Origin of the sequence: Microvirga flocculans ATCC BAA-817, from assembly GCF_000518665.1 — a bacterium.
Lineage (GTDB): Bacteria > Pseudomonadota > Alphaproteobacteria > Rhizobiales > Beijerinckiaceae > Microvirga > Microvirga flocculans.
In genome coordinates, this window is the sequence record NZ_JAEA01000007.1 from 152,497 (window position 1) to 178,830 (window position 26,334).

Consider the following 26,334-nt stretch of genomic DNA (forward strand, 5'->3'; position numbering starts at 1 on the left):
ATAAAGAACACGATATCCGTTTTTCCGGATAAATCCAGTCCATGGAATTCCTCCCTTGGGCCCAGGCGCAAGGAGATGGTAAGCCGGGGATACTTCGCATACGGTCGTTTCATGCCTACCCACAGCCCCCAGAGCCTCCTGCAAAGCCTCGGCGACCGGCCGACCCGGGATGCGGCGGACCTGCGCGCAAAGCTGGTGCCTACGCTGAAGACTTTTCTCGACGAGGGAAGGGCCGAGGCCGAAGCCAGGCTTCTGGAAAGCCAGAACGGTCTCGACTGCGCCCGCTATCTCTGCGAGCAGATGGATCAGGTGGTGCGCATCGTCCACGATGCGGTGATCCGTCATCTCTATCCGGCCGCCAATCCCTCTGCCGGCGAGCGCTTCGCCGTGGCCGCGACCGGCGGCTATGGACGCGGAACCCTCGCGCCGGGCTCCGACGTCGATCTCCTGTTTCTGCTGCCCTACAAGCAGACCGCCTGGAGCGAGAGCGTCGTCGAGGCCATGCTCTATGTGTTGTGGGACCTGAAGCTCAAGGTAGGGCACGCGACCCGCTCCGTGGATGAATGCCTGCGCGAGGCGAACGCGGACATGACGATCCGCACGTCCCTGCTCGAAGCCCGCTTCCTGTTCGGCGACCGGGATCTCTTCGACGATCTCGAAAAGCGTTTCGATCAGGAAATCGTCGCGGTCTCGGCCCCCGCCTTCGTGGATGCCAAGCTCAAGGAGCGCGACGCCCGTGTCGCCAAGGCCGGCGCCTCCCGCTATCTCGTCGAGCCGAACGTGAAGGACGGCAAGGGCGGTCTGCGCGACCTCAACACGCTCTTCTGGATCGCGAAATACGTCTATCGCGTGAAGGAGCCGAATGAACTGGTGAAGGCGGGGCTCTTCACGCCGGAGGAGTTCAATCTCTTCGCCCGCTGCGAGGAATTCCTGTGGCGGGTGCGCTGCCACATGCATTTCGCCACAGGACGTGCCGAGGAGCGTCTGACCTTCGACCTGCAGCGGGCGATCGCCACGCGCATCGGATTCGTCCCGCGGGCGGGCCTGTCGGCGGTCGAGCGCTTCATGAAGGCTTACTTCCGCATCGCCAAGGATGTCGGCGATCTCACGGCCATCGTCTGCGCCGAGCTCGAGGCGCGCCAGACCAAGCGCCGCCCCATGCTGGATCGCGTGTTCGGCCGCTTCCGCCGTAGGCGCACCGGGGCGATGCTGGGTGAAGGCTTCATCATCGACAACAACCGTCTCAACGTCGAGAACGAGGCGGTGTTCGAGCGCGATCCCGTCAACATCATCCGCCTCTTCTGGCTCGCCGACCGGCGCAATCTCGCGATCCATCCCGATGCGACGCGGCTCGCCACCCGTTCGCTCAAGCTGATCGGACCGGGCCTGCGCAACGATCCGGAAGCCAACAAGCTCTTCCTCGACATCATCACGTCGAAGAACGCGCCGGAAGTCGTGCTGCGGCACATGAACGAAGCCGGCCTGCTCGGTCGTTTCGTGCCGGATTTCGGGCGCATCGTCGCGATGATGCAGTTCAACATGTACCATCACTACACGGTGGACGAGCATCTCATCCGCTCGGTCGGCGTCCTGACCGAAATCGAGGCCGGGCAGCTCGTCAACGAGCATCCCCTGGCGAACAAGATTTTTCCCACCATCCGCAACCGACGCGCGCTCTATGTCGCCGTCTTCCTGCATGACATCGCCAAGGGGCGGCCGGAAGACCATTCGACGGCGGGCGCGGCCATCGCACGCAAGCTCGGGCCGCGCTTCGGCCTCACCGAGGCGGAAACCGACACGGTGGCCTGGCTCGTCGAACATCACCTGCTGATGTCGAACACGGCGCAGAGCCGCGATCTCTCCGACCCGGCCACCATCAAGAGCTTCGCCGAAGTGGTGCAGACCATGGAGCGGCTGAAGCTCCTGCTCGTGCTCACCATCGCCGACATCAAGGCCGTGGGGCCCGGCACCTGGACCGGCTGGAAGGGCCAGCTCCTGCGCACCCTTTATCATGAGACCGAGGTGATCCTCGGCGGCGGCGCGGTGGATCTCGCCCGTTCCGAACGGGTGCGCCTCGCGCAGGAATGTCTGCGGGCCGAGCTGCCCGACTGGTCCGATGCGGAGTTCGAGGCCTATGTCGCGCGTCATGCGCCGGGCTACTGGCTCAAGACCGACGAGACCCGGCGCGCCAAGCAGGCCCGCCTGCTGCGGGAGGCGGACAAGGCCGGGCACAGCGTGACCACGGCTTACGAGACGGACCAGTTTCGCGGCGTCACCGAGCTCACCATTCTCTCGCCGGACCATCCACGCCTGCTCGCCATCGTCACGGGCGCCTGCGCGGCGGCGGGCGGCAATATCGTCGATGCCCAGATCTTCACCACTACGGACGGTATTGCCGTGGACACCATCGTGCTCTCCCGCGCTTTCGACCGGGACGAGGACGAGCTGCGTCGGGCCGAGCGGGTCGCCAAGGCCATCGAGCGGGCGCTGAAGGGGGAGGTGAGGATCGCCGATCTCGTGGACGGCAAGCGCCCGGCGAAGGAGCGCGCAAAAGCGTTCCACGTGCCGCCGGAGGTGACGATCGACAATTCCCTGTCGAACCGCCAGACGGTGATCGAGGTCTCGGGTCTCGACCGGCCGGGGCTCCTCTACGACCTCACGACGGCTTTGGGCAAGCTCAACCTGAACATCGCCTCGGCCCATATCGTGACCTTCGGCGAGAAGGCGGTGGACGTGTTCTATGTCACGGACCTGACCGGCACGAAGGTCACCCATGCGGGCCGCCAGGCGTCCATCCGCCGGGCCCTTCTCGACGTGTTCAAGACGGAGGAAAGCGAGGCTCTTCAGCGGCGTAGCGCTTGATTTGTGGCCCCAGGAACCTGATATGTGCCCCGAACCCTTCCGTTCCACCTTAAACTGATCGATCATGAATCCGAACGACACGGAAAACCAGAACGCGGCCCCGCAGGCCGAGCCCGCCCAGGACGCCGTCAACGAGGCTGCGTCCGCGCCCGAGGCCGACCCGATCGCCGTTCTCGAGGCCGAGAAGGCGGATCTGAAGGACAAGCTCCTGCGCCTCATGGCCGACATGGAGAACCTGCGCCGGCGCACAGAGCGCGAAGTAGCCGATGCCCGCACCTATGCGGTGGCCAATTTCGCCCGCGACATGCTCAATGTGGCCGACAATATCCGCCGCGCCATCGAAAGCGTGCCGGAGGAGGCCCGCAGCACCGCCGAGGGCGCCTTCAAGGGCCTCATCGAGGGCATCGACCTCACCGAACGCGACATGCTCAAGACCCTTGAGCGGCATGGGGTGAAGAAGCTCGACCCGCAGGGCCAGAAGTTCGACCCGAACGTGCATCAGGCCATGTTCGAGATTCCCAATGCGGAGGTGCCGAACGGCACGGTCCTGCAGGTGGTCCAGTCCGGCTACGTCATCGGCGACCGCGTCCTGCGCCCGGCCCTGGTCGGCGTTTCCAAGGGCGGCCCGAAGGCCGCCAACGGCGCTGAGTCCGCGGACAATTCCTCCGCATCTTAAGTGGACTTCCTTCAAACCATTCCCTTTGAAACCGTCGGTGTCGCCGTCTTCGCGCTCTCGGGCGCGCTGATGGCGGCCCGCAAGGGCATGGATCCCTTCGGCTTTGCGCTGCTCGCCACGCTCACGGGCGTCGGCGGAGGGACGGTGCGGGATCTGCTCATCGGCGCGGATCCGGTCTTCTGGGTGGGCGACCCGAGCGATGTGCTGGTCTGTCTCGTCGTGGCGGAGCTGGTCTTCGCCTTGGGTCCCAAGCGCGTGGCCCGGATCGAGGGCGGACGGCGCGGCCGCGCCCTGATCTGGGCCGATGCCCTGGGGCTTGCCCTTTTCGCCGTTTCAGGCACCGCCAAGGCCCTGGCGGTCGGGGTGCCGGCCCTCTCGGCTATTGCGCTCGGCACCATCACGGCCACCTTCGGCGGCATCATCCGCGACATCTTCGCCGGAACGACCCCTCTCGTGCTGCGCCAGGAAATCTATGTCACGGCGGCGGCGCTCGGCGCGGCCGTCATGGTCGGCTTGCAGAGCCTCGGGCTCGAGCCTTTCCTCTGCTCGGCCGCCGGTTTCGTTGCGGCCTTCGCCTTGCGGGCGCTGGCCATCCTGCGCGGCTGGTCCCTCCCGGCTTTCCCGGCGCGGGATTAAGGATTGATTTCAACGCTGTCGATCACGGCCCGGAAGCGCCGCAGGTTTTCGCTCCGCTGCTCGGTGCGTGTCATGCCGACCATGCGCACATAGCGGTCGGATTCGAAGCGGATGGTTTGCATCACGACGATGGGCTGACCCGATTCCGCCTCCGTGGCCGTCGCCACGATCTCGTGCCAGTCCTGCCCCTTGAAGCGGAAGGCTTCCGAGCGCTCGATCTTGATGTCCTTCAGGATCTGGTTGGCGTTGAGGGCCGCGCGGGCGAACTGGTTGCGCCGCTCGCCGGGAGGTGGCGGAACCGCTAGCGACGAGGCGACGATCAGGATCGGTTGCTCCACCGCCTTGATGGTGTCCTTGGGGCCGTCGGTGAACAGAACCGAGTTCCCCGTCATCGCCCGCACCGGGCGAAAGCCGGCCTTGTCTCCGACCCGGAAGGGCATGGCCGCGACCTGCTCCTCCAGGGAGACAGGGCCGCGCAGGGCGACGCTCGTGAGGGCCTCGCGCATCTGCGCCTCGCTGTAGCCGTCCTCACCGCCCCGGATATCGGCGATCACGAGGGCGGCCATGTCCTCGCCCTTCACCGCCAGGATCCATTTGCGGCCCTGAACGGCACCCAGCAGGGTGCCGCCGATCAGAACGCCTGCCCTCTGGCTGAGCTTTACGTCCTCGCGGGAGGTCTCGTTCAGGCCCTGGCGCTTCAGCGCCTCCTTCGTGAAGCCGCCCACGAGCTGCTCATAGGCGGCCGCCGGCATTTCCACGAGGGTGATGGCGGTGGCCTTCTCCTCGTTCTCGAAACCGCTGAACCGCCGTGAGACCGTCATGTCCTTCGGGGGGACGAGGCCGATCCGCGAGGCAGGCGGAAAGACGGGTTCTACCGCGAGAGCGGCCTGAACCGACAGGACGAGACCTAAGGCAGCGGTTGCGAGACCTTTCATAGGGGCTCCTCCAGGAAACGGCATGTCATCTCTAGGTTGAAAGCTAAAGCGGCTTTTCCACCTTGCGCAAGGTGAGATTCAGGCGCCCGCCCTGCGGCAGCAGGTCGGAGCTTCCCGCGCTCACCCGGTCGATCCCATGATAGATCAGCCGTGCCGGGCCGCCGAACACGATCGCGTCACCGGAACGGAGCCTGACGGATTTCGTCGGGTCACTCCGTTCCAGCCCGCCATAGCGGAAAAGCGCCGTGTCCCCGATGGAGAGCGACACCACGGGCGCATCGAACGCCTCCTCGTCCTTGTCCTGGTGCAGGCCCATGCGGGCCGAGGGGGCGTAGAAATTGATCAGGCAGGCGTCCGGCGGATGCGGATAGCCGCTCAACTCTTCCCAGGCGCGCAGCACTTGGGGAGGCATGGCAGGCCAGAGCTTTCCGGTCTCGGGGTGTGACGGCTGGTAACGGTAGCCATCCACGTCCGATACCCAGCCCAGCCTCCCGCAATTGGTCATGCGCACGGAGAACGGCTTGCCCGTGCGCGGCATGTGCGGGGTGAAGAGCGGAGCGGCCTTCACGATCTCGCGCAGGGAGGCGAGGAGCCTCTCCTGGGCCGCACGGTCGAGATAATCCGGGTAATAGGCGAGGCCGGGGGCAAGGGTCAGGGAGGACATGGATTCGAATGCGCTCCACTGTCATTCCGGGCCGCTTGCGGCAGCCGGGCCCGGAATGGCGGTCATGGCGGTCCTAACCTTCCAGCACCTTCTTGCTGGATACGGTGGTATCCGCATTCAGGTTGTAGACGAGCGGGATGCCTGTTGCGAGCTCGAGGCCCGGGATCGTCTCGGAGGTGAGGCCGTCGAGCACCATCACGAGGGCGCGGAGCGAATTGCCGTGGGCGGCCACGAGCACGCGCTCGCCGCGCATGACGCGGGGCAGGATCTCGCGGATGTAGTAGGGCAGCACGCGGGCCACGGTGTCCTTCAGGCTTTCTCCGCCAGGAGGAGGCACGTCGTAGGAGCGGCGCCAGATATGGACCTGCTCCTCGCCCCAGCGGGCGCGGGCGTCGTCCTTGTTGAGGCCCGAAAGGTCGCCGTAGTCGCGCTCGTTCAGAGCCTGATTGGCGATGACCTTGAGATCGGGCTGGCCGATTTCCTCGAGGATCAGCTTGCAGGTGGCTTGCGCGCGCCCGAGGTCGGAGGTGAAGGCGACGTCGAACTGGACGCCCATGTCCTTCAGGCGGCGGCCCGCATTGCGCGCCTCCTCGATGCCGAGATCCGTGAGCCCCGGATCCTTCCAGCCGGTGAACAGGTTCTTGAGGTTCCATTCGCTCTGGCCGTGGCGGGCAAGGACGAGAAGGCGGTTCATGTCTTGGCGTCTCCAGTCAAGGTGTGGGGTGGGGTTAGAGCCGGTCGAGACCGAGCACATTGGCCATGGTGTAGTAGCCCGGCTTCTTGTCGAAGCCCCAGAGGGCGGCCTTCACCGCGCCGCGCGCGAAGATGCTCCGGTCCTCGGCGCGGTGGGACAGCTCCAGGCGTTCGCCGGGACCGGCAAAGATGACGGAATGATCGCCGACCACGGTGCCGCCGCGAAGGGTCGCGAAGCCGATATCGCCGGGGTTGCGCGCGCCCGTATGCCCGTCGCGGCTGCGCACGGAGCGGTCTTTCAGCGACACCTTGCGTCCCTCCGCCGCCGCCTCGCCGAGAAGCAGGGCCGTGCCTGAGGGCGCGTCCACCTTCATGCGGTGGTGCATTTCGAGAATCTCGATGTCGTAGTCCTCGCCGAGCGTCGCGGCGACCTTGCGCACGAGGCCCGCGAGCAGGTTGACCCCGAGCGACATGTTGCCGGACTGAATGATGCGGGCATGGCGTGCGGCCGCTTCGAGCTTCGTGAAGTCGGCCTCCTGCAGGCCGGTCGTACCGATCACGTGCACGATCCGCGCCTGGGCCGCGAGCGCCGCGAAGGCTGTCGTAGCAGCGGGGGCTGTGAAGTCGAGGACGCCGTCGGCCTGGGCGAAGACGGGCAGGGGATCGTCCGTCACGTCCACATCGAGCAGGCCCGTGCCGGCGAGAAGTCCCGCATCCTGGCCGAGCACGGGAGACCCCTCCCGCTCGATGGCCCCGACGAGGGTGCAGCCCTCGGTCTCGGCTACGGCCTTGATGAGCATGCGCCCCATGCGTCCGGCGGCACCCACCACGACAAGTCGCATCTCGCTCATGCCCGTTCTCCTGTTGTCACGGGGCAGGGTATAGCCGCTTAAAAGAAGGCTGAGAAGCGCGGAGGCTTCGGCCCGTCACCCCGGCTGCGGGCCCTCGTAGCCCTCGATGATGATGATATCGGCCACCGCATGGCCGTCCCGCTCCGCCTTGGCGGCCTGGTATTCAGGCGAGTCCCAGCACGCGACGGCCGCTTCGTAGGACGGAAATTCGATCACCACGTTGCGGGCGCGCGCCTCGCCTTCGGCGACCCGGTAGGCCCCGCCGCGCACCAGGAAGCGGGCGCCGTATTTTGCGAACGGCACGGCATTCGCCTTCACATAGTTCTGGTAGGCATCCGGGTTCGAGACGTCGACGCGGCCGATCCAATAACCCTTCATCGTTCAGGCTCCTTCCACGAGCACGAATTCCGCCACGCATGCACCGTCGCGCTTGGCCTTGGCGGCCTGGTATTCCGGCGAATGATAATAGGTTCTCGCCTGCTCCACGCTGTCGAACTCGATGACGACGTTGCGGGGACGCGCCTCGCCCTCCAGCGCTTCATAGGCGCCGCCGCGCACGAGAGGGCGGCCGCCGTACTTCCTGATCGCCTCGGTCGCGCCCTTGGCATATTCGGCATAAGCCTCGGGATTGGTGACGGTCACACGGGCAATGACATAGCCTTTGGGCATGAGGGCTCCTCTGAGGTTTCAGGCGCCGCAGCGAACGCCACGGGAGGCGGATCGTCAACCCGCCGCTTGAGCGATTTCCCGAACGATCGCCTCAGCTGCGGCACGCGGGTCGGGAGCCTTCACGATGGGGCGGGCCACCACGAGATGGTCGGCGCCGAGCCGGATGCCCTCTGCCGGGGTGACGATGCGCTTCTGGTCGCCCGCATCCGCTCCTGCCGGGCGGATGCCGGGGGTGACGATCAGGCGGTCCGGGCCGACGACGGCGCGCACGGCTTGAGCTTCCGTCGCCGCGCAGACGATGCCGTCGATGCCGATCTCGCGGGCCTGCCGCGCGCGCCGGGCGACGAGCTCCGCGGCCGGAACCGGGGCATAACCGGCCTCGACGAGGTCGTCGTCGTCGTAGGACGTGAGCACCGTCACGGCGAGGATCTTCAGATCCGTTCCGGCGCTGCCCGCCACCGCTGCCCGCATGGTCTGCGGATAGGCATGAACGGTCAGGAACGTGACGCCGAGGCGCGCGACGGAGCGCACGCCTTCCTCCACCGTGTTGCCGATGTCGTGGAGCTTGAGGTCCAGAAAGACCTTCTTGCCCTGGTCGATCAGCTCGCGGGCGAACGCGAAGCCGCCCGCATAGGCGAGCTGGTAGCCGATCTTGTAGAAGGTGCCGGCATCCCCGATCCGCTCGACAAGGGAGCGCGCCTCCTCGACGGAGGGAACATCGAGACCGATGATGAGCTTGTCGCGAATGTCTCCTGCGGCAACGGGCTTCGTTGGGAGGGACATCGCAGGGCTCATGGGCTTGTGACCTTGTTGTAGACCCAGACACGGGCCGGGGGGAGGTTGCGCCAGATCCGGTTGGAGGCTCTGGCCTTGTAGGTTTGCGAGCGCGCCGGGATCGGCGGGACGACCGCATAGGTGAACTGGATGAAGGGGGCGCCGGGATGCATCAGCTCCTGCGCGGCTTCGAGAAGGTCCAGGCGCTGGTCCATGGGCTTCGTGAAGAGGGGCAGGCTCGACACGGTGGCGGCCGCGGGCTCCGTCAGGATGCCGGAAAGCGTTTCCTTCAGGTCGTAGGCATCGCCCTGGATGATCGTCGCCTTCGGAAAGCGGCGCTTCAGGAGTCGGCAGAAATCGGGGTTGTACTCGATGAGGACGAGCCGCTCCTGGGCCACGCCGCGCCGGATCAGGGCATCGGTCACCGGGCCGGTGCCGGGGCCGAGCTCGACGACCGGGCCGGGAATGCGCGGGTCCACGTAGGACGCCATGGTCCGGGCCAGAATCTTGCCGGAGGGCGTGACCGCTCCGATGACAAGGGGCCGTTCGAGCCAGGACCGCAGGAAGCGGGCCTCGTCTTCGAAGCGATCCTTCTTGAGGGGGATTTTTCGGGCGGTAGGCCGTTGGGACGACTGAAGCACTGAAGAAGACCCCTCGATCTTGCGGATCACGTCGGCTGTAGAGAACCCTAGAGCACCGGTCCCAGAAATGGAGGGCCACTTTTGGGACCGGCCCGATGCTTCTCATTTAAAGGGCGCATCGTCTAGAGCGGAAAAACCGGATTCACGCCTTCCGCACGATGCGCTGAGAAAACGACCGTCAAGTTAAGTCGATCCACCCAACCCGTCGAGAAACTCGCGGAATCGCGAGAAAAAGCCCGAACTTTCCGGGTGATTTTCCTTGGAACACTCCTGGTCGAACTCCATGAGGAGCTCGCGCTGGCGCTTGGTGAGCTTCTGCGGCGTCTCTACGACCACCTGGATATACAGGTCGCCCACGTCCCGCGAGCGCAGAACCGGCATGCCCTTGCCCTTGAGGCGGAACTGCTTGCCGGTCTGGGTGCCTTCGGGAACCTTAACGAGGGCCTCCGAGCCGCCGAGGGTCGGCACGCTGAACTCGCCGCCGAGCGCCGCCGTCACCATGGAGATCGGCACGCGGCAGAACAGGTCTGCCCCGTCGCGCTGGAAGAACGGATGGGGCTTCAAGGACAGGAAGATGTAGAGGTCGCCAGGGGGCCCGCCGCGCAGGCCCGCCTCGCCCTCGCCCGCGAGACGGATGCGCGTGCCGTCCTCGACGCCTGCCGGAATATTGACGGAAAGCGTGCGTTCGCGCGTCACCCGTCCCGCGCCGCCGCAGGAGCCGCAGGGATCGTCGATCACCTCGCCGCGCCCGTGGCAGTTGGGGCAGGTGCGCTCGATGGAGAAGAAGCCTTGCGTCGCCCGCACCCGGCCTGCGCCGCCGCAGGTGGGGCAGGTCTTCGGCTTGGAGCCTGGCTTCGCGCCGCTCCCCGAGCAGGCTTCGCAGGTGATGGCGGTGGGAATCTTGAGTTCGGCGGTCTTGCCGTGGAAGGCCTCGTCGAGGGTGATCTCGAGGTTGTAGCGCATGTCCGCGCCGCGCTCGCGCCCGCCCGAAGAGCGGCCCCGCCCGCGCCCGCCCGCATCGCCGAAGAAATTCTCGAAGATGTCCGACATGAAGTCGGAGAAGTCGCCGCCGAAGCCGGGTCCGCCCGCGCCGCCGCTGCCATTGGCAAAGGCCGCATGGCCGTAGCGGTCGTAGGCCGCGCGTTTCTGCGTGTCGGAAAGGGTCTGATAGGCCTCGTTGATTTCCTTGAACTTCACCTCGGCTTCATGGTCGCCCGGGTTGCGGTCAGGGTGATACTGCATGGCGAGCTTGCGGAAGGCGGATTTCATCTCCGCCTCTGTGGCCGTCTTGGCGACGCCGAGAACCTCGTAATAATCGCGCTTGGACATGTCAGGCGCCCCTGGGAGCGACCGTGCGCTCCGTTATGCCGACCGTCCATTCCACATGCGCCGCAAGGGCAAAGCCCCCGGCATCCTTGTCCGTCGCGGCGTGCAAAGCGATGGGTCGATCGGTCATTCTTGTCTTGTTCCAATCATGAAAACGGCACCCGGACATGAAGCCGGGTGCCGATTTCCTCAAAGTGCGCTCATGGGTTTTTTAAGCGCGCTTCTTCTTGTCGCCTTCGTCGACTTCCTGGAAGTCGGCGTCGATGACGTCGTCCTTCTTGGGCTCTTCGCCTGCCTCAGGGCCCGCCTCGCCGGCGCCGGCCTGAGCCGCGTACATGGCCTCGCCGAGCTTCATGGAAGCCTGCATCAGGTCCGTGGTGCGGGCCTTGATGACCTCGGCGTCCTCGCCGGCGAGCGCCTGCTTGAGCGCGTCGATGGCGGTCGTGATGCCCTGCTTGTCGGCTTCGGAGACCTTCTCGCCGTACTCGGTGAGCGACTTCTCGGTGGCGTGAACGAGGCTCTCGCCCTGGTTCTTCGCCTCCACGAGCTCGCGGCGCTTCTTGTCTTCCTCGGCATGGGCCTCGGCGTCCTTGACCATCTTCTCGATGTCGGCCTCGGAAAGGCCGCCGGATGCCTGGATGCGGATCTGGTGCTCCTTGCCCGTCGCCTTGTCCTTCGCCGTGACGTTCACGATGCCGTTCGCGTCGATGTCGAAGGTCACCTCGATCTGCGGCACGCCGCGCGGGGCGGGCGGAATGCCCACGAGGTCGAACTGGCCGAGCAGCTTGTTGTCCGCCGCCATTTCGCGCTCGCCCTGGAAGACGCGGATGGTCACCGCATTCTGGTTGTCGTCCGCGGTCGAGAACACCTGGCTCTTCTTCGTCGGGATCGTCGTGTTGCGGTCGATCAGGCGGGTGAACACGCCGCCGAGCGTCTCGATGCCGAGCGACAGCGGGGTCACGTCGAGGAGCAGAACGTCCTTCACGTCGCCCTGGAGCACGCCCGCCTGGATCGCCGCGCCGATGGCCACGACCTCATCCGGGTTCACGCCCTTGTGGGGCTCCTTGCCGAAGAAGGTCTTCACCACTTCCTGGATCTTCGGCATGCGGGTCATGCCGCCGACGAGAACCACCTCGTCGATGTCGCCAGCGGAGATGCCGGCGTCCTTGAGGGCCTTCTTGCAGGGCTCGATGGTCTTCTGCACCAGGTCGTCCACGAGCTGCTCGAACTTGGCGCGCGACAGCTTGAGGGCGAGGTGCTTCGGACCGGAGGCATCCGCCGTGATGTAGGGCAGGTTGATCTCGGTCTGCTGCGCGGAGGAGAGCTCGATCTTGGCCTTCTCGGCGGCTTCCTTCAGGCGCTGGAGGGCGAGCTTGTCCTTGGTCAGGTCGATGCCCTGCTCCTTCTTGAACTCGGCCGCCAGGTACTCGACGAGGCGCATGTCGAAGTCCTCGCCGCCGAGGAAGGTGTCGCCATTGGTCGACTTCACCTCGAACACGCCGTCGCCGATCTCGAGCACGGACACGTCGAAGGTGCCGCCGCCGAGGTCATAGACCGCGATCATGCCGGATTGCTTCTTGTCCAGGCCGTAGGCCAGGGCCGCAGCGGTCGGCTCGTTGATGATGCGCAGGACCTCGAGGCCGGCGATCTTGCCGGCGTCCTTGGTAGCCTGGCGCTGGGCGTCGTTAAAGTAGGCCGGAACCGTGATGACGGCCTGCGTCACCGGCTGCCCGAGATAGGACTCGGCCGTCTCCTTCATCTTCTGAAGGGTGAAGGCGGAAATCTGCGAGGGCGAATACTGCTTGCCGTCGGCCTCGACCCAGGCGTCGCCGTTCGGTCCCTTGATGATGTGGTACGGGACGAGGCCCATGTCCTTCTTGGTCATGGGGTCGTCGAAGGTGCGCCCGATCAGGCGCTTGATGGCGAAGAAGGTGCGCGACGGGTTCGTGACCGCCTGGCGCTTGGCCGGCTGGCCGACGAGGCGCTCGCCTTCGTCCGTGAAGGCCACGATGGACGGGGTCGTCCGGGCGCCTTCCGCGTTTTCGATGACTTTGGGCGTCGTGCCTTCCATGACAGCGACGCAGGAATTGGTGGTGCCGAGGTCGATACCGATGACCTTACCCATGGCGGGATCCCTCACTTTCAAGCAGACCGCCGAGCCCTAAAAGCAGCCCGGCCCATGGCTTACATGTTGATGACTAAAGGACAGGGCCGCCTCAAGCCGAGCCATGCCCTGTTCTGGCGCTGATATAAGAAGGGGCTTTCAGCGCTGCAAGTCGATCCTGAGGGGTAGTTTTGCCTGAAGGGGGTCAGGGCGGTGATCTGTTGCATTCCTGCAATGAGGGAACAGGCGGGGGCTGGTTCTCTAATCATGGGGTATCATGCCAGCAATCACGCCCCGGAACGGACTTTAGCATTCGTCGAGCGCCTAGCCTGGGGGCTTCGGCGTGACGGCAATAATCTATGGCGAATGATACTTCTTTACCTGCTCCCTCCCAGGCTCTGCCCCGCTTCCCAGCCCAGGATCGCCTGCTTGCGCGTCAGTCCCCAATGGTAGCCGGTGAGCGCGCCCGAGCGGCCGAGGACCCGGTGGCAGGGGACTACGAAGGAGACCGGGTTCTTGCCCACCGCCGCGCCCACCGCCCGGCAGGCGGCGGGCTTGCCGATGTGGCGGGCGATGTCGGAGTAGGTGGTGGCCCGGTCTCTGGGGATGCGCAGCAGGGTCTGCCAGACCCGGACCTCGAAATCGGTGCCGATCAGGACGACCCGCAGGGGCTGCTCCGCCTGCCAGCGGGAGGGGTCGAAGATGCGCTTCGCCAGCGGGGCGGTGGCGGCCTGGTCCTCGATGTAGCTTGCCTTGGGCCAGCGGCGGGTCAGGTCGTGGAGGGCCGCCTGCCGGTCGCCGTCATCCACGAAGCCGAGGCCCGCGAGGCCCCGATCCGTCGCGATCAGCACCGCCTCGCCGAAGGGGGAGGGGTGAAAGCCGAAGCGCATGGTGAGGCCCAGGCCGCCCGCCTTGTAGTCGCCGGGCGTCATGGCCTCATGGGTGATGAAGAGGTCGTGCAGCCGGGCCGGGCCCGAGAGCCCGACCTCGTAGGTGGCGTCGAGCACGCTCGCCGAATCCGCCAGCAGCGCCTTGGCGTTGTCCAGCGTGATCGCCTGGAGAAAGGCCTTCGGGCTCAGCCCCGCCCAGCGCCGGAACAGGTGGTGCACATGGGTGGTCGACAGGCCCACATGGTCCGCGATGGCCTCCAGCGAGGGCTGCTCGCGCCAGCGCTCGGAGATGAACGCAATGATCCGGCGCACCCGCTCGTAATCCGAGTGGGGTTCGTCCGGAACTGTCAGTGCAGCCGGTTCGATGGTGATGTTGCGCAGGGTATCGAGCATGGCGTGTTCCTCTTGTGCGCACTCTAGGAGGTTCCAAGAGGAGGCGACACCCGATTTCTGTGGTGGCCTTCTGCGCGCCACAGGAAAGGGAGACCGGGAATCCCCTGCGAATCAATAGCCCCGCTTCACGTCCGCCAGGGCCCGCCCGAGCGCCTCGGCGAGGGTCTCGCGCTCCGGCGGGGAGAGGTCGCGGGCGATGACCACGTGCTCGTTGCGGGAGGCAAGGGAAAGCTGCTGCACTCCGTATTCGTCGTCGATCGTCCGGTCGATGCGGGTCCAGAGAGGGTTGAACTGCCAGTCCTTCACCTCGCCCTTGGGGCTCACCTTGCGGAACAGGAGCCGGAGCGGCGTCAGTTCGAGCAGTTCGAAGGCCTCGCCCTGCCGGTAGCTGACACGGAAGGCGATGTAGAGACCGAGGAAATCGAGCCCGAAGAAACCGGCCACCGGCCAGAAGCCCATTACGAGGAAAGGCAGGCTCGCCACCACCGAGATCAGGCAGACGAGGGTCATGACGGTCCTGAAACCCTGCGGGCTCAAGGACCGGTGCGGGCGGATGACGGCCGAGAACACCGGTCGGTCGAACCGGTCCGTCCCGTCGAATGTCGCCTTGCTGCTGGCCATGGTCCAGATATAACGCAGAAATGTCCGAACTGAAGCAAACCTCTCGTCGCATTTCCCCGTCGAAACGCAAGCCTGCCGTTCCTGCGAAGGCGGTAGGCCGCAGCCTGCGCGCCCGCACGCCGAAGCCGGTCGACCGGACGACGATGATCGAGATTTTCCGGCGCCTGCACGCAGCCAACCCGGAGCCCAAGGGAGAGCTGGAACACACCAATCCCTACACACTGCTCGTGGCGGTCGCGCTCTCGGCGCAAGCGACCGATATCGGCGTCAACAAGGCGACGCGCAATCTCTTTCCCGTAGCCGACACGCCGCAGAAGATGCTGGCGCTGGGCGAGGAGGGCTTGAAGGAGCGCATCAAGACCCTGAACTTCTTCAACACGAAGGCGAAGAACGTGATCGCGATGTCGCGGCGTTTGGTGGATGAGTTCGGCGGCAAGGTGCCCAACTCCGTCGAGGTTCTCGAAACCCTGCCGGGGGTAGGGCGCAAGACCGCGAGCGTCGTGGTCAACATCGCCTTCGGCGATCCGCGCATCGCCGTCGACACGCATATTTTCCGGGTTACCAACCGCATCCCGCTCGCGATCACCAGGACACCGCTGGAGACGCAGGAGGCGCTCGAAAAGCTGATCCCGGACGCGTACCGGCTCCACGCCCATCACTGGCTCATCCTGCATGGCCGGTACATCTGCAAGGCGCGCAAGCCGGAATGCTGGCGCTGCCCGATCAACGACCTGTGCCGCTACCCGGACAAGACGATTCCATAAGAAGGTCGCCCACGGCCGGGATGGCGCGGGCGGCCTTTCGGCTCACCCGTAGACGAGCAGCCCCGCGAGCCCCGCGACGCCCACGAGGATGCGCCAATAGGCGAAGGGCGTGAAGCCGTGGCGCGAGACGTAGTCGAGGAGCAGCTTCACCACGAGCAGGGCCGCCACGAAGGCGGAGAGGAAACCGGCCACGATGATCACGGCGTCGTCGGCCGAGAGGATCTTGTAGTTCTTCAGAAGGTCGTAGGTGAAGGCGCCCGCCATGGTGGGCATGGCGAGGAAGAACGAGAACTCCGCCGCCGCCCGTTTGGACGCGCCCATCAGCATGGCGCCGACGATGGTCGCGCCCGAGCGCGACACGCCGGGGATCATCGCCGCGCATTGCAGCAGGCCGATCTTGAAGTACATCGGAAGCGGAAACCGCGTTGCGTCGGTCTTGGTCCCTTCCAGGGGAAGCCGGTCGATGGCGAGAAGGATGAAGCCGCCGACGATGAGCGTGATGCAGACGATCCAGGGATCGAAGAGCACTTCCTTGATGAAGCCGTGCAGCACCGCGCCGATCAGGGCCGCGGGCAGGAAGGCCACCAGGACGCCGATGACGAAGTGGCGCGCCATCGGATCGTGCGGCAGGGCCTTGGCGATGGACCACAGCTTATTGAAGTAGACCGACAGGATCGCCAGGATCGCGCCGAGCTGGATCAGGACCTCGAAGGTCTTGCCCGTGGACTCGAAGCCGAGGAAATGGCCGACGAGGAGCAGGTGGCCGGTGGAGGAGACGGGAAGGAATTCCGTCAGGCCTTCGATGAGGCCCAGGAACAGCGCCTCGATGAGTTGCGACATCGTTGAAAATCCTGAGAACGGCGCCAGATGCGGGAGCATCCCATGCCTGTCAAGCAAGGTTTGCGCTGCCGGCGTGACCCTATTGCATCACGGACATGAGATTCACCATTATTCCTTACCAACCCTTAACGAAGCACGGCCTTATTCTCGCCGCCTGTTTCGCGTCTCTCATAAATTCATGGCCATCCTCCATTCTTATCCGTTTTGCCCGCAGTCGCGGTTTGCGCGCCTTGTTCTCGCGGAACTCGGCCTTGAGCCGGACGTGGTCGAGGAAAAGCCGTGGGACCGGCGCGTCCCCTTTCTCGAGATCAATCCCGCCGGAAGCCTTCCCCTCTATATCGACGACAGCGGCCTTGCCGTGGCGGGACCTTCCTGTCTTGCGGAATATCTGGACGAGACGCGCGGGGAGGATCTGAGGGACCGCCGCTTCCTGCCGCAGGAACTCGGGCAGCGCGTGGAGGTGCGGCGCCTGCTCGACTGGTTCCTGGTCAAGTTTCACGGTGAGGTCTCGGACTACCTCGCCACGGAAAAGATCTATAAGCGTTTCATGCCGGGCGAGCTGGGAGGGGGGCCGCCGGATATGGGGGCGATTCGCGCTGCCCAGACCAATGTGCGATACCACCTCAAATATATCGGTTTTCTGATTTCCAAGCGGAATTGGCTGGCCGGCGACCAGATGACCTATGCGGATCTGGCGGCGGCCGCCCATCTGTCGGTGGTGGATTATCTCGGCGACGTGCCATGGAACGAGGACGAGACAGCGAAGCTCTGGTACGCCAGGATCAAGTCCCGGCCGTCGTTTCGCGCGCTCCTGGCGGACCGGGTGCCGGGCATGGCCCCGGCGGACCATTACGACAACCTGGACTTCTAGACGGCGAGGCCCTGAAGCGCGCCTTCACGGAGCGCGCCAGGGCTCTCGGCTTCGATGCGATCCGCGTCGCGCGGCCCGATTCGATCCCGCTGGCGCCGGAGCGGCTCAAGGCCTGGCTGGAGGCCGGCTGTCACGGCTCCATGGACTGGATGGCCGACACGGCGGAGCGCCGCGCCGATCCGCGCAGCCTCTGGCCGGAGGTGCGCAGCGTCATCCTGCTCGGGCTCAATTACGGCCCCCGCGAAAACCCGCTTGCCGAACTCGCCCGCAGGGACCGGGGCTATATCTCGGTCTATGCCCGTAATCGCGATTATCACGATGTGATCAAGGGCAAGCTCAAGGAAGCGGCTGGCTTTCTCGCCGCCAGGGCCTCGTCGGATGTGAAGGTTTTCGTCGATACCGCCCCGGTGATGGAAAAGCCGCTGGCGGAGGCGGCGGGGCTCGGCTGGCAGGGCAAGCACACGGTCGTCGTCTCCCGCGACTTCGGAAACTGGCTCTTCCTGGGCGCCATCTTCACCACTGCGGATCTGCCCGCCGACGAGCCGGAGCGGGACCATTGCGGCTCCTGCCGCCGCTGCCTCGACATCTGCCCGACCGGGGCCTTTCCCGCGCCCTACCGGCTCGATGCCCGCCGTTGCATCTCCTATCTTACCATCGAGCATAAGGGGCATATTCCCGAAGAGCTGCGTCCCGGCATCGGCAACCGTATCTTTGGCTGCGACGATTGCCTGGCGGTCTGCCCCTGGAACAAGTTCGCTCAAGCCGGACGCGAGGCACGCCTCGTGCAGCGGGAGGACCTGACGGCTCTGCCGCTGGAGGAACTCGCCCGGCTCGACGATCCCGCCTTTCGCACCCGGTTTTCCGGAACGCCGGTCAAGCGCACCGGCCGCGACCGGTTCGTCCGCAACGTGCTGATCGCCATCGGCAACTCGGGCGAAGCGGGCCTTGCCGGAGAGGCCGAACGCCTGCTGGACGACGCTTCGCCGCTCGTGCGCGCCATGGCCGTCTGGGCGCTCTCACGGTTGCTCCCGATCGAGGACGTTGCCTCGCATGCGGAGGGGCGGCAGGAGCGGGAGAGCGACGCGGACGTGCGCGCGGAATGGCGGCGGGCGCTGGCGTCGGCCGCGGAGGCTGCAGGCTCGTCCTGATCAGGCGGCGTGACGGTTCGCGGTCGGGCCGAAATGGACGATGTAGCGCGGGTTGATGGCCGAGACGGGCAGGACGACGAGCACGTCCGTGGTGCCGAACTGACGGTCGACCACCGCACCCGTGCCGAAGGTCGCGCCGAGGCGCAGATATCCCTTGATCAGCGGCGGAAGGGCGTGAAGGGCGGCCTTCGGGTCGATGGCCTCCTTGGGCAGGATGTCCATGGCCGTGAAGCGTTTGGGCAGGGCGCGGGCCTGCCACGCGGCCGGCGCCGCGGCGTAGTGGTGCAGGAAGCTCAGCGGAAGCGCCAGTTCGCGGGGGTCCGTGCCTTCCAGGCTGGCGCAGCCCATCATCACGTCGATCCGGTGATGCAGGACATAAGCCCAGATGCCATGCCACAGGAGCTCGACCGTGCGCTTGTTGCGATAGGGCTTGAGCACGCAGGAGCGGCCGAGCTCGAGAAAGCGTAGATCGGGATGCGCCTTCAGCAGGGGGGCGATGTCGTATTCGCCCTTCGTGTAGAACCCGCCGTGGCGGTCGGCTACATCCTGGCGGAGCAGGCGGTAGGTGCCCACCACCTTGGGCTTGGCCGGGCGGAAGGGCTTGCGCTTCACGTCATGGTCAAGGACGAGGAGATGGTCGCAGATGGCGTCGTAGGGATCCACGTCCCGGCGCGAGAGCAGGGCCGCTCCGTTGGGAGCCGCCGACATTTCCTCGTAGAAAACCTTGAAACGCAGCCGCTGGGCGCGCCTGATCTCCTTGGCGGTGGTCGCGAGGCGCACTTCGAGGGAGCCGATCCGGCCGAGAACGGGATCGAGACTGCCGTAATCCCGGACGATTCGGTCGGCGCCGGGGATAAACTTGTTCAGGCCGTGCGGGCGCAAACCTATCGGAGCAGGGGCCGCTTCGTTGAACTGGGAAAGTGTCATTGCTGTCTCGCTGGGTCCTGTCTCAGGCGACTGGTCTTTTGGCGCCAGCCCGCTTCGTCCCGGCATAAGACCTGTTTCAAACTGTTTTGTGACAGAAAACATCAGTGCGCCGGGGGAAAATATCGAAGGCGATCGGCCTTTAACAGGAAACGGTCAAGCTGGCATTGCGTTGGCTCAAGCCGCTACTGGCCGCCGGTCGGCATGACTGCGGTAGGACAGGGCTTCCGCGATGTGAATGCGGCGGACGCGGTCGTCCCCGTCGAGATCGGCGAGCGTCCGGCCCACTTTCAGAACCCTGTGAAAACCCCGCGCGGACAGGCGCATGGCATTGGCGGCGTCGCGGATGAGGGTCAGGCCGTCGGAATCGGGCTGAGCGACCTCCTCCAGGATGGCCGGGGGGCAGGCGGCATTGGTAGTGACGCCGTCGAGCTTCAGGGCCGCATAGCGCCTCGCCTGGCGCTCGCGCGCCTGGGCCACCCGGGCAGCGACCTCGGCGGAGCCTTCCGACGGGGCCGGAAGAATGAGGTCGGCGGCCGTGACGGCCGGAACGTCGATCGAGAGGTCGATCCGGTCGAGCAGCGGACCCGAGAGGCGGGCCTGATACTGCGCGATGCAGCGCTCGTTCGGCTGGCGGCGGCAGACATAGCCGGGCTCGGTCGCCTGCCCGCAGCGGCATGGATTCATGGCGGCGACGAGCTGGAAACGGGCCGGATAGGTGACCCGGTGATTGGCCCGGGCGATCAGGATCTCTCCCGCCTCGAGCGGCTGCCTCAGGGAATCCAGCACCTGGGGCTGGAACTCCGGCAATTCGTCGAGAAAAAGCACCCCGTGATGGGCGAGCGACGCCTCGCCCGGCCGGGCATTGAGCCCTCCGCCGACGAGCGCTGCCATGGAGGCCGAGTGATGGGGAGCCCGGAACGGGCGGCGATTGGAAAGGGCCCCATCCGCCAGGAGGCCAGCCACCGACTGGATCATCGAGACCTCCAGGAGCTCCCGCGGCGAGAGCGGCGGCAGGATGGAGGGCAGGCGTTGGGCCAGCATGGATTTGCCCGCGCCGGGCGGCCCGTTCATCAGGAGGTTGTGGGCGCCGGCGGCCGCGATTTCGAGCGTGCGCTTGGCGCTTTCCTGCCCCTTGATGTCCCTGAGGTCGGGCAGGGCGCCGGAAGCGGGCATGATGGCGGGCTCGGGCCGCGCCATGACCTGGGTCCCCTTGAAATGGTTGGCGAGCTGGATCAGCGAACGCGGAGCCAGGATCTCGATGTCGCTGCCCGCCCAGGCCGCCTCCGACCCGCAGGCTTCGGGGCAGATCAGCCCGTGCTCGCGTTCATAGGCAGCCATGGCGGCAGGCAGCGCTCCCGCCACCGCCGTGATCGAGCCGTCGAGCGCCAGCTCGCCCAGCACCGTGAATCCGTTCAGCGCGTCCGGGGGGATGGCCCCGATGGCGGCCATGACGCCGAGCGCGATGGGAAGGTCGTAATGGCTGCCCTCCTTCGGCAAATCGGCGGGGGCGAGATTGACCGTGATGCGCTTGGCCGGCAGGGCGAGGCCCGAGGCGATGAGGGCGGAGCGCACCCTTTCGCGGGATTCCGCCACGGCCTTGTCCGGCAGGCCGACGATGGTGAAGGCTACCGTTCCGGGAGAAATCTGCACCTGCACGTCGACCGCGCGCGCCTCGATTCCTTCGAACGCAACAGTGGAAACGCGCGTGACCATCCGCCTGAACCTCCGGTGATGGTTCAAGTTTAGCTTGGCCTTTTGCAACGCGATAGTGTTGCGCTGACTTTTGCGCAGAGGCTGTGAACGCCTCTATCTCTGGGCCTTGAGCCGGTAGAGCGCGTCGAGCGCCTCCCGTGGCGTCATCTGGTCGGGATCGAGCGCATCGAGCGCCTCGCGCAGGGAATCCGTCTTCGGAGCCGGAGCGGGGTCGTTGCGGACGGGAACGGCGAAGAGGGGCAGGTCGTCGAGGAGCGCCCGCTTCGGGGTTTCGCGGTCGGAGCGCTCCAATTCGCTCAGGATCGTCTTCGCCCGCTCGACGACGGCCGCCGGCAGCCCGGCGAGACGCGCCACCTGGAGGCCGTAGGAGCGGTCGGCGGCTCCCGGCACGACTTCGTGCAGGAACACAACCTCGCCGTTCCATTCGGTGACCTTCAGGGTTGCATTGGAAATGCGCGGCATCCGCTCGGCCAGCGCCGTCAATTCGTGGAAGTGGGTCGCGAACAGGGCGCGGCAGCGGTTCGTCTCGTGCAGGTGCTCGATGGCGGCCCAGGCGATGGACAGGCCGTCGAAGGTCGCCGTGCCGCGGCCAATCTCGTCGAGGATGACGAGCGAGCGGGAGGTCGCCTGGTTGAGGATGGCGGCGGTTTCCACCATCTCGACCATGAAGGTCGAGCGGCCCCGCGCCAGATCGTCGGCTGCGCCGACGCGGGAGAAGAGCCGGTCGACGATGCCGATATGCGCTTCCTTCGCGGGCACGTAGGAACCCATCTGGGCCAGCACGACGATCAGGGCGTTCTGGCGCAGATAGGTCGATTTACCGCCCATGTTCGGGCCGGTGATGAGCAGGATATGCCCGGCTTCCTTGCCGGAGAGGTCCGAATCGTTGGCGATGAACGGAACGCCCTCACGCTTGAGGGCGGCCTCCACGACAGGGTGCCGGCCGCCCCTGATGGTGAAGGCGAGGCCGGTATCGATTACGGGGCGCGTCCAGTCGAGACGCATGGCGAGGTCGGCGAGCGCCGCGGTCACGTCGATGACGGCGATGGCCGCGGCGGCCGCGGCGATGTCCGCCGTAAGGTCGAGCAGCGCCTGCACCATGTCGTCGAAGAGGGCGAGCTCGATCTTCAGCGCCCGGTCGGCAGCGGAGGCGATCTTCGATTCCAGCTCGCCGAGCTCCAGGGTCGAGAAGCGCATGGCGCCCGCCATGGTCTGGCGGTGGACGAAGGTGTCCTTCCACGGCTCCTTCAGCAGGTCCTCGCCCACATTCTGCGGCACCTCCACGAAATAGCCGATCATGTGGTTGTGCTTGACGCGCAGGGTCCGGCAGCCGGTTTCGGTGGCATAGCGCGCCTGGAGGGCCGCGATGAAGCGGCGGGAATCCTGCTGCAGCTCGCGCAGCTCGTCGAGGCTGGAATCGAAGCCCGCGCGAATGAAGCCGCCGTCGCGCTTGAGCAGGGGCAATTCGTCGGTGAGCGCCGCCGCGAGCCTGTCGGCCACATCCGTGCGCAGGCGCTGCAGCGTTTGAGCCGCCTCGGACAGCTCCCTCGGCAGATCGGGGGCGATGGCGAGTTCGAGGCCGAGTTCGCGCGCCGCGAAAAGCCCGTCGCGCACGCAGGCGAGATCTCTTGGGCCCCCACGCCCCAGGCTCAGGCGCGAGAGCGCGCGGGCGAGGTCGGGCGAGCGCTTGAGGATGCGCCGCAGCCGGTCGCGCAGATCGCCGTTCTCGACGAGCGCCGCAACGGCATCCTGCCGGTCGCGAATCCGGCCCGGATGGGTGAGGGGACCGGCCAGCCGCTCGGCCAGAAGCCGGGCGCCGCCCGGCGTCACCGTGCAGTCGATGGTGGCGAGCAGGCTGCCTGCCCGCTCGCCCGAGAGGGTGCGGGTCAGTTCCAGGTTGGCGCGGGTCGCCGCGTCGATGGCGAGCGCCGCTCCGGCCGTGTCGCGGGAAGGCGGGTTGAGCGCCGGGCGGCTGTCGATCTGGGTTTTCTCGATATAGAACAGGGCGCTGCCCGCCGCCGTGATCTCGGCCGGGCTGAAAGCGCCGAAGGCATCGAGCGTGGCGACCCCGAAATAATCCTTCAGCCGCCGCTCGGCGGAGGCCGGATCGAGCCCCTCGCGGGAGAGGGGCGTGATCGAGGCCCGGGTCTCCTGCCAGAAGCTCTTCAGCTCCGGATCGTCATGAATCACGTCCGGAACCAGGATCTCGCGGGGCTCGAACCGGGCGATCTCGGCCGAGAGGCCGGCGCCATCCGTCTCGCTTAAGGCGAAATGACCTGTGGATATGTCCACGGCGGCAAGACCGTAGCACCAATGCGTGTCGGAGGCCCGGCGTCGGGCGATGGCCAGGAGATAATTGGCCCGTCCCGGCTCCAGCAGGCGCTCCTCGGTGATCGTTCCCGGCGTGACGAGACGCACCACGTCGCGGCGCACCACCGATTTCGAGCCTCGCTTCTTCGCCTCCGCCGGGTCCTCGGTCTGCTCGCAGACGGCGACACGATGGCCGAGGCCGATGAGACGCTGGAGATAGTCGTCGGCCCGCTCCACGGGCACGCCGCACATGGGGATGTCCTGCCCCAGATGCTTGCCGCGCTTGGTCAGGACGATGCCGAGCGCCTGGCTTGCGATCTCCGCATCCTCGAAGAACAGCTCATAGAAATCGCCCATGCGGTAGAAGAGCAGGCTGTCAGGATTGGCGGCCTTGATCTCGATGTACTGCGCCATCATGGGCGTGACGCGACTGTCCTGAGCGGGCTTGGACACGGCGGAGGCGTTCGGCTCGAGGCTTTCAGGGGCGTGATAGGCGGCTTGGGACGACATCCCCCCTGTTTAGCAAAGCCCAGGGATGCTTTCACCCGTGTCATGGGGTCCGAAAATGCGGATGTGGACAAGTCTTGAGGTAGGTGGGTCCTATGTCTTAAGGTCGCATCCCCTTGGAAACGCCCATCATAAGTAACCGCTCCCATGACAGACGATCAGCGCCCCAGCCGCCGCAAGCGCCCCACCTTCACCGACCAGGAGGCGCTGCAGTTTCACGCCCAAGGCCGCCCCGGCAAGCTCGAGGTCGTCCCGACCAAGCCCATGGCGACCCAGCGCGACCTGTCCCTGGCCTATTCGCCGGGCGTCGCGGTGCCGGTGCTCGCCATCGCCGAGAACCCTTCCGCGGCCTTCGACTACACCACCCGCTCCAACATGGTGGCGGTGATCTCGAACGGCACGGCGATCCTCGGTCTCGGCAATCTCGGCGCGCTCGCCTCGAAGCCGGTGATGGAAGGCAAGTCGGTGCTCTTCAAGCGCTTCGCGGACGTGGATTCCATCGATCTCGAGGTCGATACGGAAGATGCCGACACCTTCGTCAACTGCGTGCGCTATCTCGGTCCCTCCTTCGGCGGCATCAACCTCGAGGACATCAAGGCGCCCGAATGCTTTATCATCGAGCAGCGCCTGCGGGAGCTGATGGACATTCCCGTCTTTCATGACGACCAGCACGGCACGGCGATCATCGCGGCGGCGGGTCTCATCAATGCGCTGCATCTGACGGGCCGCGACATGGCGAAGACCAAGCTCGTGGTGAACGGCGCGGGTGCAGCCGGCATCGCCTGCACCGAGCTTCTGAAGGCGATGGGTTTTGCCCCGAACAACGTCATTCTCTGCGATACCAAGGGCGTGATCTACAAAGGCCGCACCGAGGGCATGAACCAGTGGAAATCGGCGCATGCGGCCGATACCGACGCGCGCACCCTGGCGGATGCCCTGAAAGGGGCGGATGCGGTGTTCGGCCTCTCGGCCAAGGGCGCCTTCACGGACGAGATGATCCGCTCCATGGCGGAGAACCCGATCATCTTCGCCATGGCCAATCCCGACCCGGAAATCACGCCGGAGGAAGTGGCCCGCATCCGCGACGACGTCATCATCGCCACGGGCCGCTCGGATTATCCGAACCAGGTCAACAACGTTCTCGGCTTTCCCTATATCTTCCGCGGAGCCCTCGACGTTCAGGCCACCACCATCAACATGGAGATGAAGGTCGCCGCCGCTCAGGCTCTCGCGAATCTCGCCCGCGAGGACGTGCCCGACGAGGTGGCGGCCGCCTATCAGGGCTCCCGTCCGCGCTTCGGACGGGAATACATCATTCCCGTGCCCTTCGATCCGCGGCTCATCCACACCATCCCCATGGCGGTCGCGCAGGCGGCGATGGACACCGGCGTCGCGCGCCGTCCGATCGTCGACATGCGCGCCTACAAGGCGCAGCTCTCCGCGCGGCGCGATCCCGTGGCCGGAACGCTCAACCGGATCTTCGAGCGTGTGCGCAAGTTCCCGAAGCGCGTTGTCTTCGCCGAAGGCGAGGAGGAGCAGGTGATCCGCGCCGCCCTGTCCTTTGTCAACCAGGGCCTGGGCAAGGCCATCCTCGTCGGCCGCGAGGACCGCATCCATGAGACTGCCGCGCAAGCGGGCATCGATCTCGAGGGCCGCGAGGGCATCGAGATCCACAATGCGCGTCTCTCCAATCGCAACGCGACCTATGCGCAGTTCCTCTACGAGCGCCTGCAGCGCAAGGGTTACCTGTTCCGCGACTGCCAGCGCATGATCAATCAGGACCGCAACCACTTCGCCGCTTCCATGGTGGCGCTCGGCGATGCGGATGCCATGGTGACGGGCGCAACCCGCAACTTCTCGACGGCGCTCGCCGACGTGCGGCATGTGATCGACGCCAAGCCCGGTCATCGCGTGATCGGCGTCTCGCTCTGCCTTGCCCGCGGGCGCACGGTTCTGGTGGCCGATACGGCCCTCCATGAAATGCCCAGCGCGCCTGAACTGGCGGAAATCGCCATCGAGGCCGCGGGCGTCGCACGGCGTCTCGGCTACGAGCCGCGCGTGGCGCTTCTGTCTTTCTCGAGCTTCGGGCATCCCAAGGCGGAGCGTGCGGAGAAGATTCAGGAGGCCGTGCGGATCCTGGACGGCATGCGCGTCGATTTCGAGTATGACGGCGAGATGGCGGCGGACTTGGCGCTCAATCGGGACGCCATGGCGCAGTATCCCTTCTGCCGGCTGACGGAACCGGCGAACGTGCTCGTCATGCCGGCCTTCCACTCCGCTTCCATCTCGACCAAGATGCTGCAGGAGCTGGGCGGTGCGATGGTTCTGGGGCCGCTGATCGTCGGTCTCGACAAGCCGGTGCAGGTCGTGTCCTTGGGGGCGACCGACAGCGATATCGTCAACATGGCGGCGCTCGCAGCCTACAACATCGGCGGCTGAACAGCCGCCGCATGAGCGCAGCGCCCGAGGAATGCAACGGCGCTGCGCCTTCAGCCCAGGTTCATGGTCGCGAGTCTTCA

The 26,334-nt window shown here is 66.1% G+C and carries 24 protein-coding genes; 7 read left to right on the forward strand and 17 right to left on the reverse strand.

What is annotated here, in order from left to right; genetic code table 11:
- The first annotated feature begins 111 nt into the window (after positions 1-111).
- From L879_RS21070 to L879_RS0109105, 3 genes are all read left to right on the forward strand, one after another.
- Positions 112-2,862: a [protein-PII] uridylyltransferase gene (locus tag L879_RS21070; RefSeq protein ID WP_035459139.1), complete on the forward strand. Its 2,751-nt coding sequence runs from the start codon at positions 112-114 to the stop codon at positions 2,860-2,862.
- Positions 2,863-2,926: 64 nt separating this feature from the next.
- Positions 2,927-3,538 (forward strand): nucleotide exchange factor GrpE, encoded by a 612-nt coding sequence (gene grpE / locus L879_RS0109100; protein WP_027315830.1) that lies wholly within the window; start codon positions 2,927-2,929, stop codon positions 3,536-3,538.
- Positions 3,539-4,174, forward strand: a complete 636-nt coding sequence (locus L879_RS0109105) for a trimeric intracellular cation channel family protein (RefSeq protein WP_027315831.1) — start codon at positions 3,539-3,541, stop codon at positions 4,172-4,174. It abuts the gene before it with no gap.
- Here the strand turns inward: L879_RS0109105 and L879_RS0109110 are convergent.
- The 13 genes from L879_RS0109110 to L879_RS0109170 form a co-directional block, all read right to left on the reverse strand.
- Complete coding sequence (locus tag L879_RS0109110) at positions 4,171-5,109, reverse strand: hypothetical protein (RefSeq protein WP_035459142.1); 939 nt, start codon at positions 5,107-5,109, stop codon at positions 4,171-4,173. The genes L879_RS0109105 and L879_RS0109110 overlap by 4 nt on opposite strands.
- A gap of 43 nt (positions 5,110-5,152) precedes the next feature.
- Complete coding sequence (locus tag L879_RS0109115; protein ID WP_027315833.1) at positions 5,153-5,773, reverse strand: alpha-ketoglutarate-dependent dioxygenase AlkB family protein; 621 nt, start codon at positions 5,771-5,773, stop codon at positions 5,153-5,155.
- A 73-nt stretch (positions 5,774-5,846) separates the two neighbouring features.
- Complete coding sequence (locus L879_RS0109120) at positions 5,847-6,467, reverse strand: 2,3-bisphosphoglycerate-dependent phosphoglycerate mutase (protein WP_027315834.1); 621 nt, start codon at positions 6,465-6,467, stop codon at positions 5,847-5,849.
- 34 nt (positions 6,468-6,501) lie between these two features.
- Complete coding sequence (gene dapB, locus L879_RS0109125; protein WP_027315835.1) at positions 6,502-7,308, reverse strand: 4-hydroxy-tetrahydrodipicolinate reductase; 807 nt, start codon at positions 7,306-7,308, stop codon at positions 6,502-6,504.
- Positions 7,309-7,392: 84 nt separating this feature from the next.
- Positions 7,393-7,695, reverse strand: coding sequence for a DUF1330 domain-containing protein (locus tag L879_RS0109130; protein ID WP_027315836.1), 303 nt, complete (start codon positions 7,693-7,695; stop codon positions 7,393-7,395).
- Between the two features lie 3 nt (positions 7,696-7,698).
- Entirely contained in the window at positions 7,699-7,986 is a 288-nt protein-coding gene (locus L879_RS0109135; protein ID WP_027315837.1) for a DUF1330 domain-containing protein, read from the reverse strand.
- Between the two features lie 54 nt (positions 7,987-8,040).
- Positions 8,041-8,769 (reverse strand): orotidine-5'-phosphate decarboxylase, encoded by a 729-nt coding sequence (gene pyrF, locus L879_RS0109140; protein WP_027315838.1) that lies wholly within the window; start codon positions 8,767-8,769, stop codon positions 8,041-8,043.
- A gap of 8 nt (positions 8,770-8,777) precedes the next feature.
- A complete protein-coding gene (locus L879_RS0109145) occupies positions 8,778-9,401 on the reverse strand; it encodes a class I SAM-dependent methyltransferase (protein ID WP_027315839.1) in 624 nt (207 codons plus the stop codon).
- Between the two features lie 183 nt (positions 9,402-9,584).
- Positions 9,585-10,730, reverse strand: a complete 1,146-nt coding sequence (gene dnaJ / locus L879_RS0109150; protein WP_027315840.1) for a molecular chaperone DnaJ — start codon at positions 10,728-10,730, stop codon at positions 9,585-9,587.
- 1 nt (position 10,731) lies between these two features.
- Positions 10,732-10,857 (reverse strand): hypothetical protein, encoded by a 126-nt coding sequence (locus L879_RS24475; RefSeq protein WP_275944455.1) that lies wholly within the window; start codon positions 10,855-10,857, stop codon positions 10,732-10,734.
- Positions 10,858-10,938: 81 nt separating this feature from the next.
- On the reverse strand, positions 10,939-12,852 hold the full coding sequence (gene dnaK / locus L879_RS0109160) for a molecular chaperone DnaK (protein ID WP_027315841.1): 1,914 nt from the start codon (positions 12,850-12,852) through the stop codon (positions 10,939-10,941).
- 356 nt (positions 12,853-13,208) lie between these two features.
- Entirely contained in the window at positions 13,209-14,114 is a 906-nt protein-coding gene (locus tag L879_RS0109165) for a methylated-DNA--[protein]-cysteine S-methyltransferase (protein ID WP_027315842.1), read from the reverse strand.
- 111 nt (positions 14,115-14,225) lie between these two features.
- Positions 14,226-14,735 (reverse strand): DUF2244 domain-containing protein, encoded by a 510-nt coding sequence (locus tag L879_RS0109170; RefSeq protein ID WP_027315843.1) that lies wholly within the window; start codon positions 14,733-14,735, stop codon positions 14,226-14,228.
- Positions 14,736-14,755: 20 nt separating this feature from the next.
- On the opposite strand from L879_RS0109170, the gene nth reads away from it, so the two are divergent.
- Positions 14,756-15,499: an endonuclease III gene (gene nth, locus L879_RS0109175; RefSeq protein ID WP_027315844.1), complete on the forward strand. Its 744-nt coding sequence runs from the start codon at positions 14,756-14,758 to the stop codon at positions 15,497-15,499.
- 42 nt (positions 15,500-15,541) lie between these two features.
- Here the strand turns inward: nth and L879_RS0109180 are convergent, their stop codons facing one another.
- Positions 15,542-16,339, reverse strand: a complete 798-nt coding sequence (locus L879_RS0109180) for an undecaprenyl-diphosphate phosphatase (protein WP_027315845.1) — start codon at positions 16,337-16,339, stop codon at positions 15,542-15,544.
- A gap of 178 nt (positions 16,340-16,517) precedes the next feature.
- Between L879_RS0109180 and L879_RS24240 the strand changes: the two genes are divergently transcribed.
- Together L879_RS24240 and queG are read left to right on the forward strand one after the other, a co-directional pair.
- Positions 16,518-17,210 carry a glutathione S-transferase family protein gene (locus L879_RS24240; RefSeq protein ID WP_027315846.1) on the forward strand — a complete coding sequence of 231 codons (693 nt, stop codon included), beginning with the start codon at positions 16,518-16,520 and terminating at the stop codon, positions 17,208-17,210.
- Positions 17,211-17,221: 11 nt separating this feature from the next.
- The gene (queG, locus tag L879_RS21075; protein WP_051435196.1) at positions 17,222-18,358 is read left to right on the forward strand and encodes a tRNA epoxyqueuosine(34) reductase QueG; all 1,137 of its coding nucleotides are present in this window, start codon (positions 17,222-17,224) and stop codon (positions 18,356-18,358) included.
- Here the strand turns inward: queG and olsB are convergent, their stop codons facing one another.
- From olsB to mutS, 3 genes are all read right to left on the reverse strand, one after another.
- Complete coding sequence (gene olsB, locus L879_RS0109195) at positions 18,359-19,285, reverse strand: l-ornithine N(alpha)-acyltransferase (RefSeq protein WP_027315847.1); 927 nt, start codon at positions 19,283-19,285, stop codon at positions 18,359-18,361.
- A gap of 174 nt (positions 19,286-19,459) precedes the next feature.
- Positions 19,460-20,998: a YifB family Mg chelatase-like AAA ATPase gene (locus L879_RS0109200; protein WP_027315848.1), complete on the reverse strand. Its 1,539-nt coding sequence runs from the start codon at positions 20,996-20,998 to the stop codon at positions 19,460-19,462.
- Between the two features lie 93 nt (positions 20,999-21,091).
- Positions 21,092-23,818 (reverse strand): DNA mismatch repair protein MutS, encoded by a 2,727-nt coding sequence (gene mutS / locus L879_RS0109205; RefSeq protein WP_027315849.1) that lies wholly within the window; start codon positions 23,816-23,818, stop codon positions 21,092-21,094.
- 144 nt (positions 23,819-23,962) lie between these two features.
- Here mutS and L879_RS0109210 point away from each other — a divergent pair, with 144 nt between their 5' ends.
- Positions 23,963-26,254 (forward strand): NADP-dependent malic enzyme, encoded by a 2,292-nt coding sequence (locus L879_RS0109210; protein WP_027315850.1) that lies wholly within the window; start codon positions 23,963-23,965, stop codon positions 26,252-26,254.
- Positions 26,255-26,334: the final 80 nt, after the last annotated feature.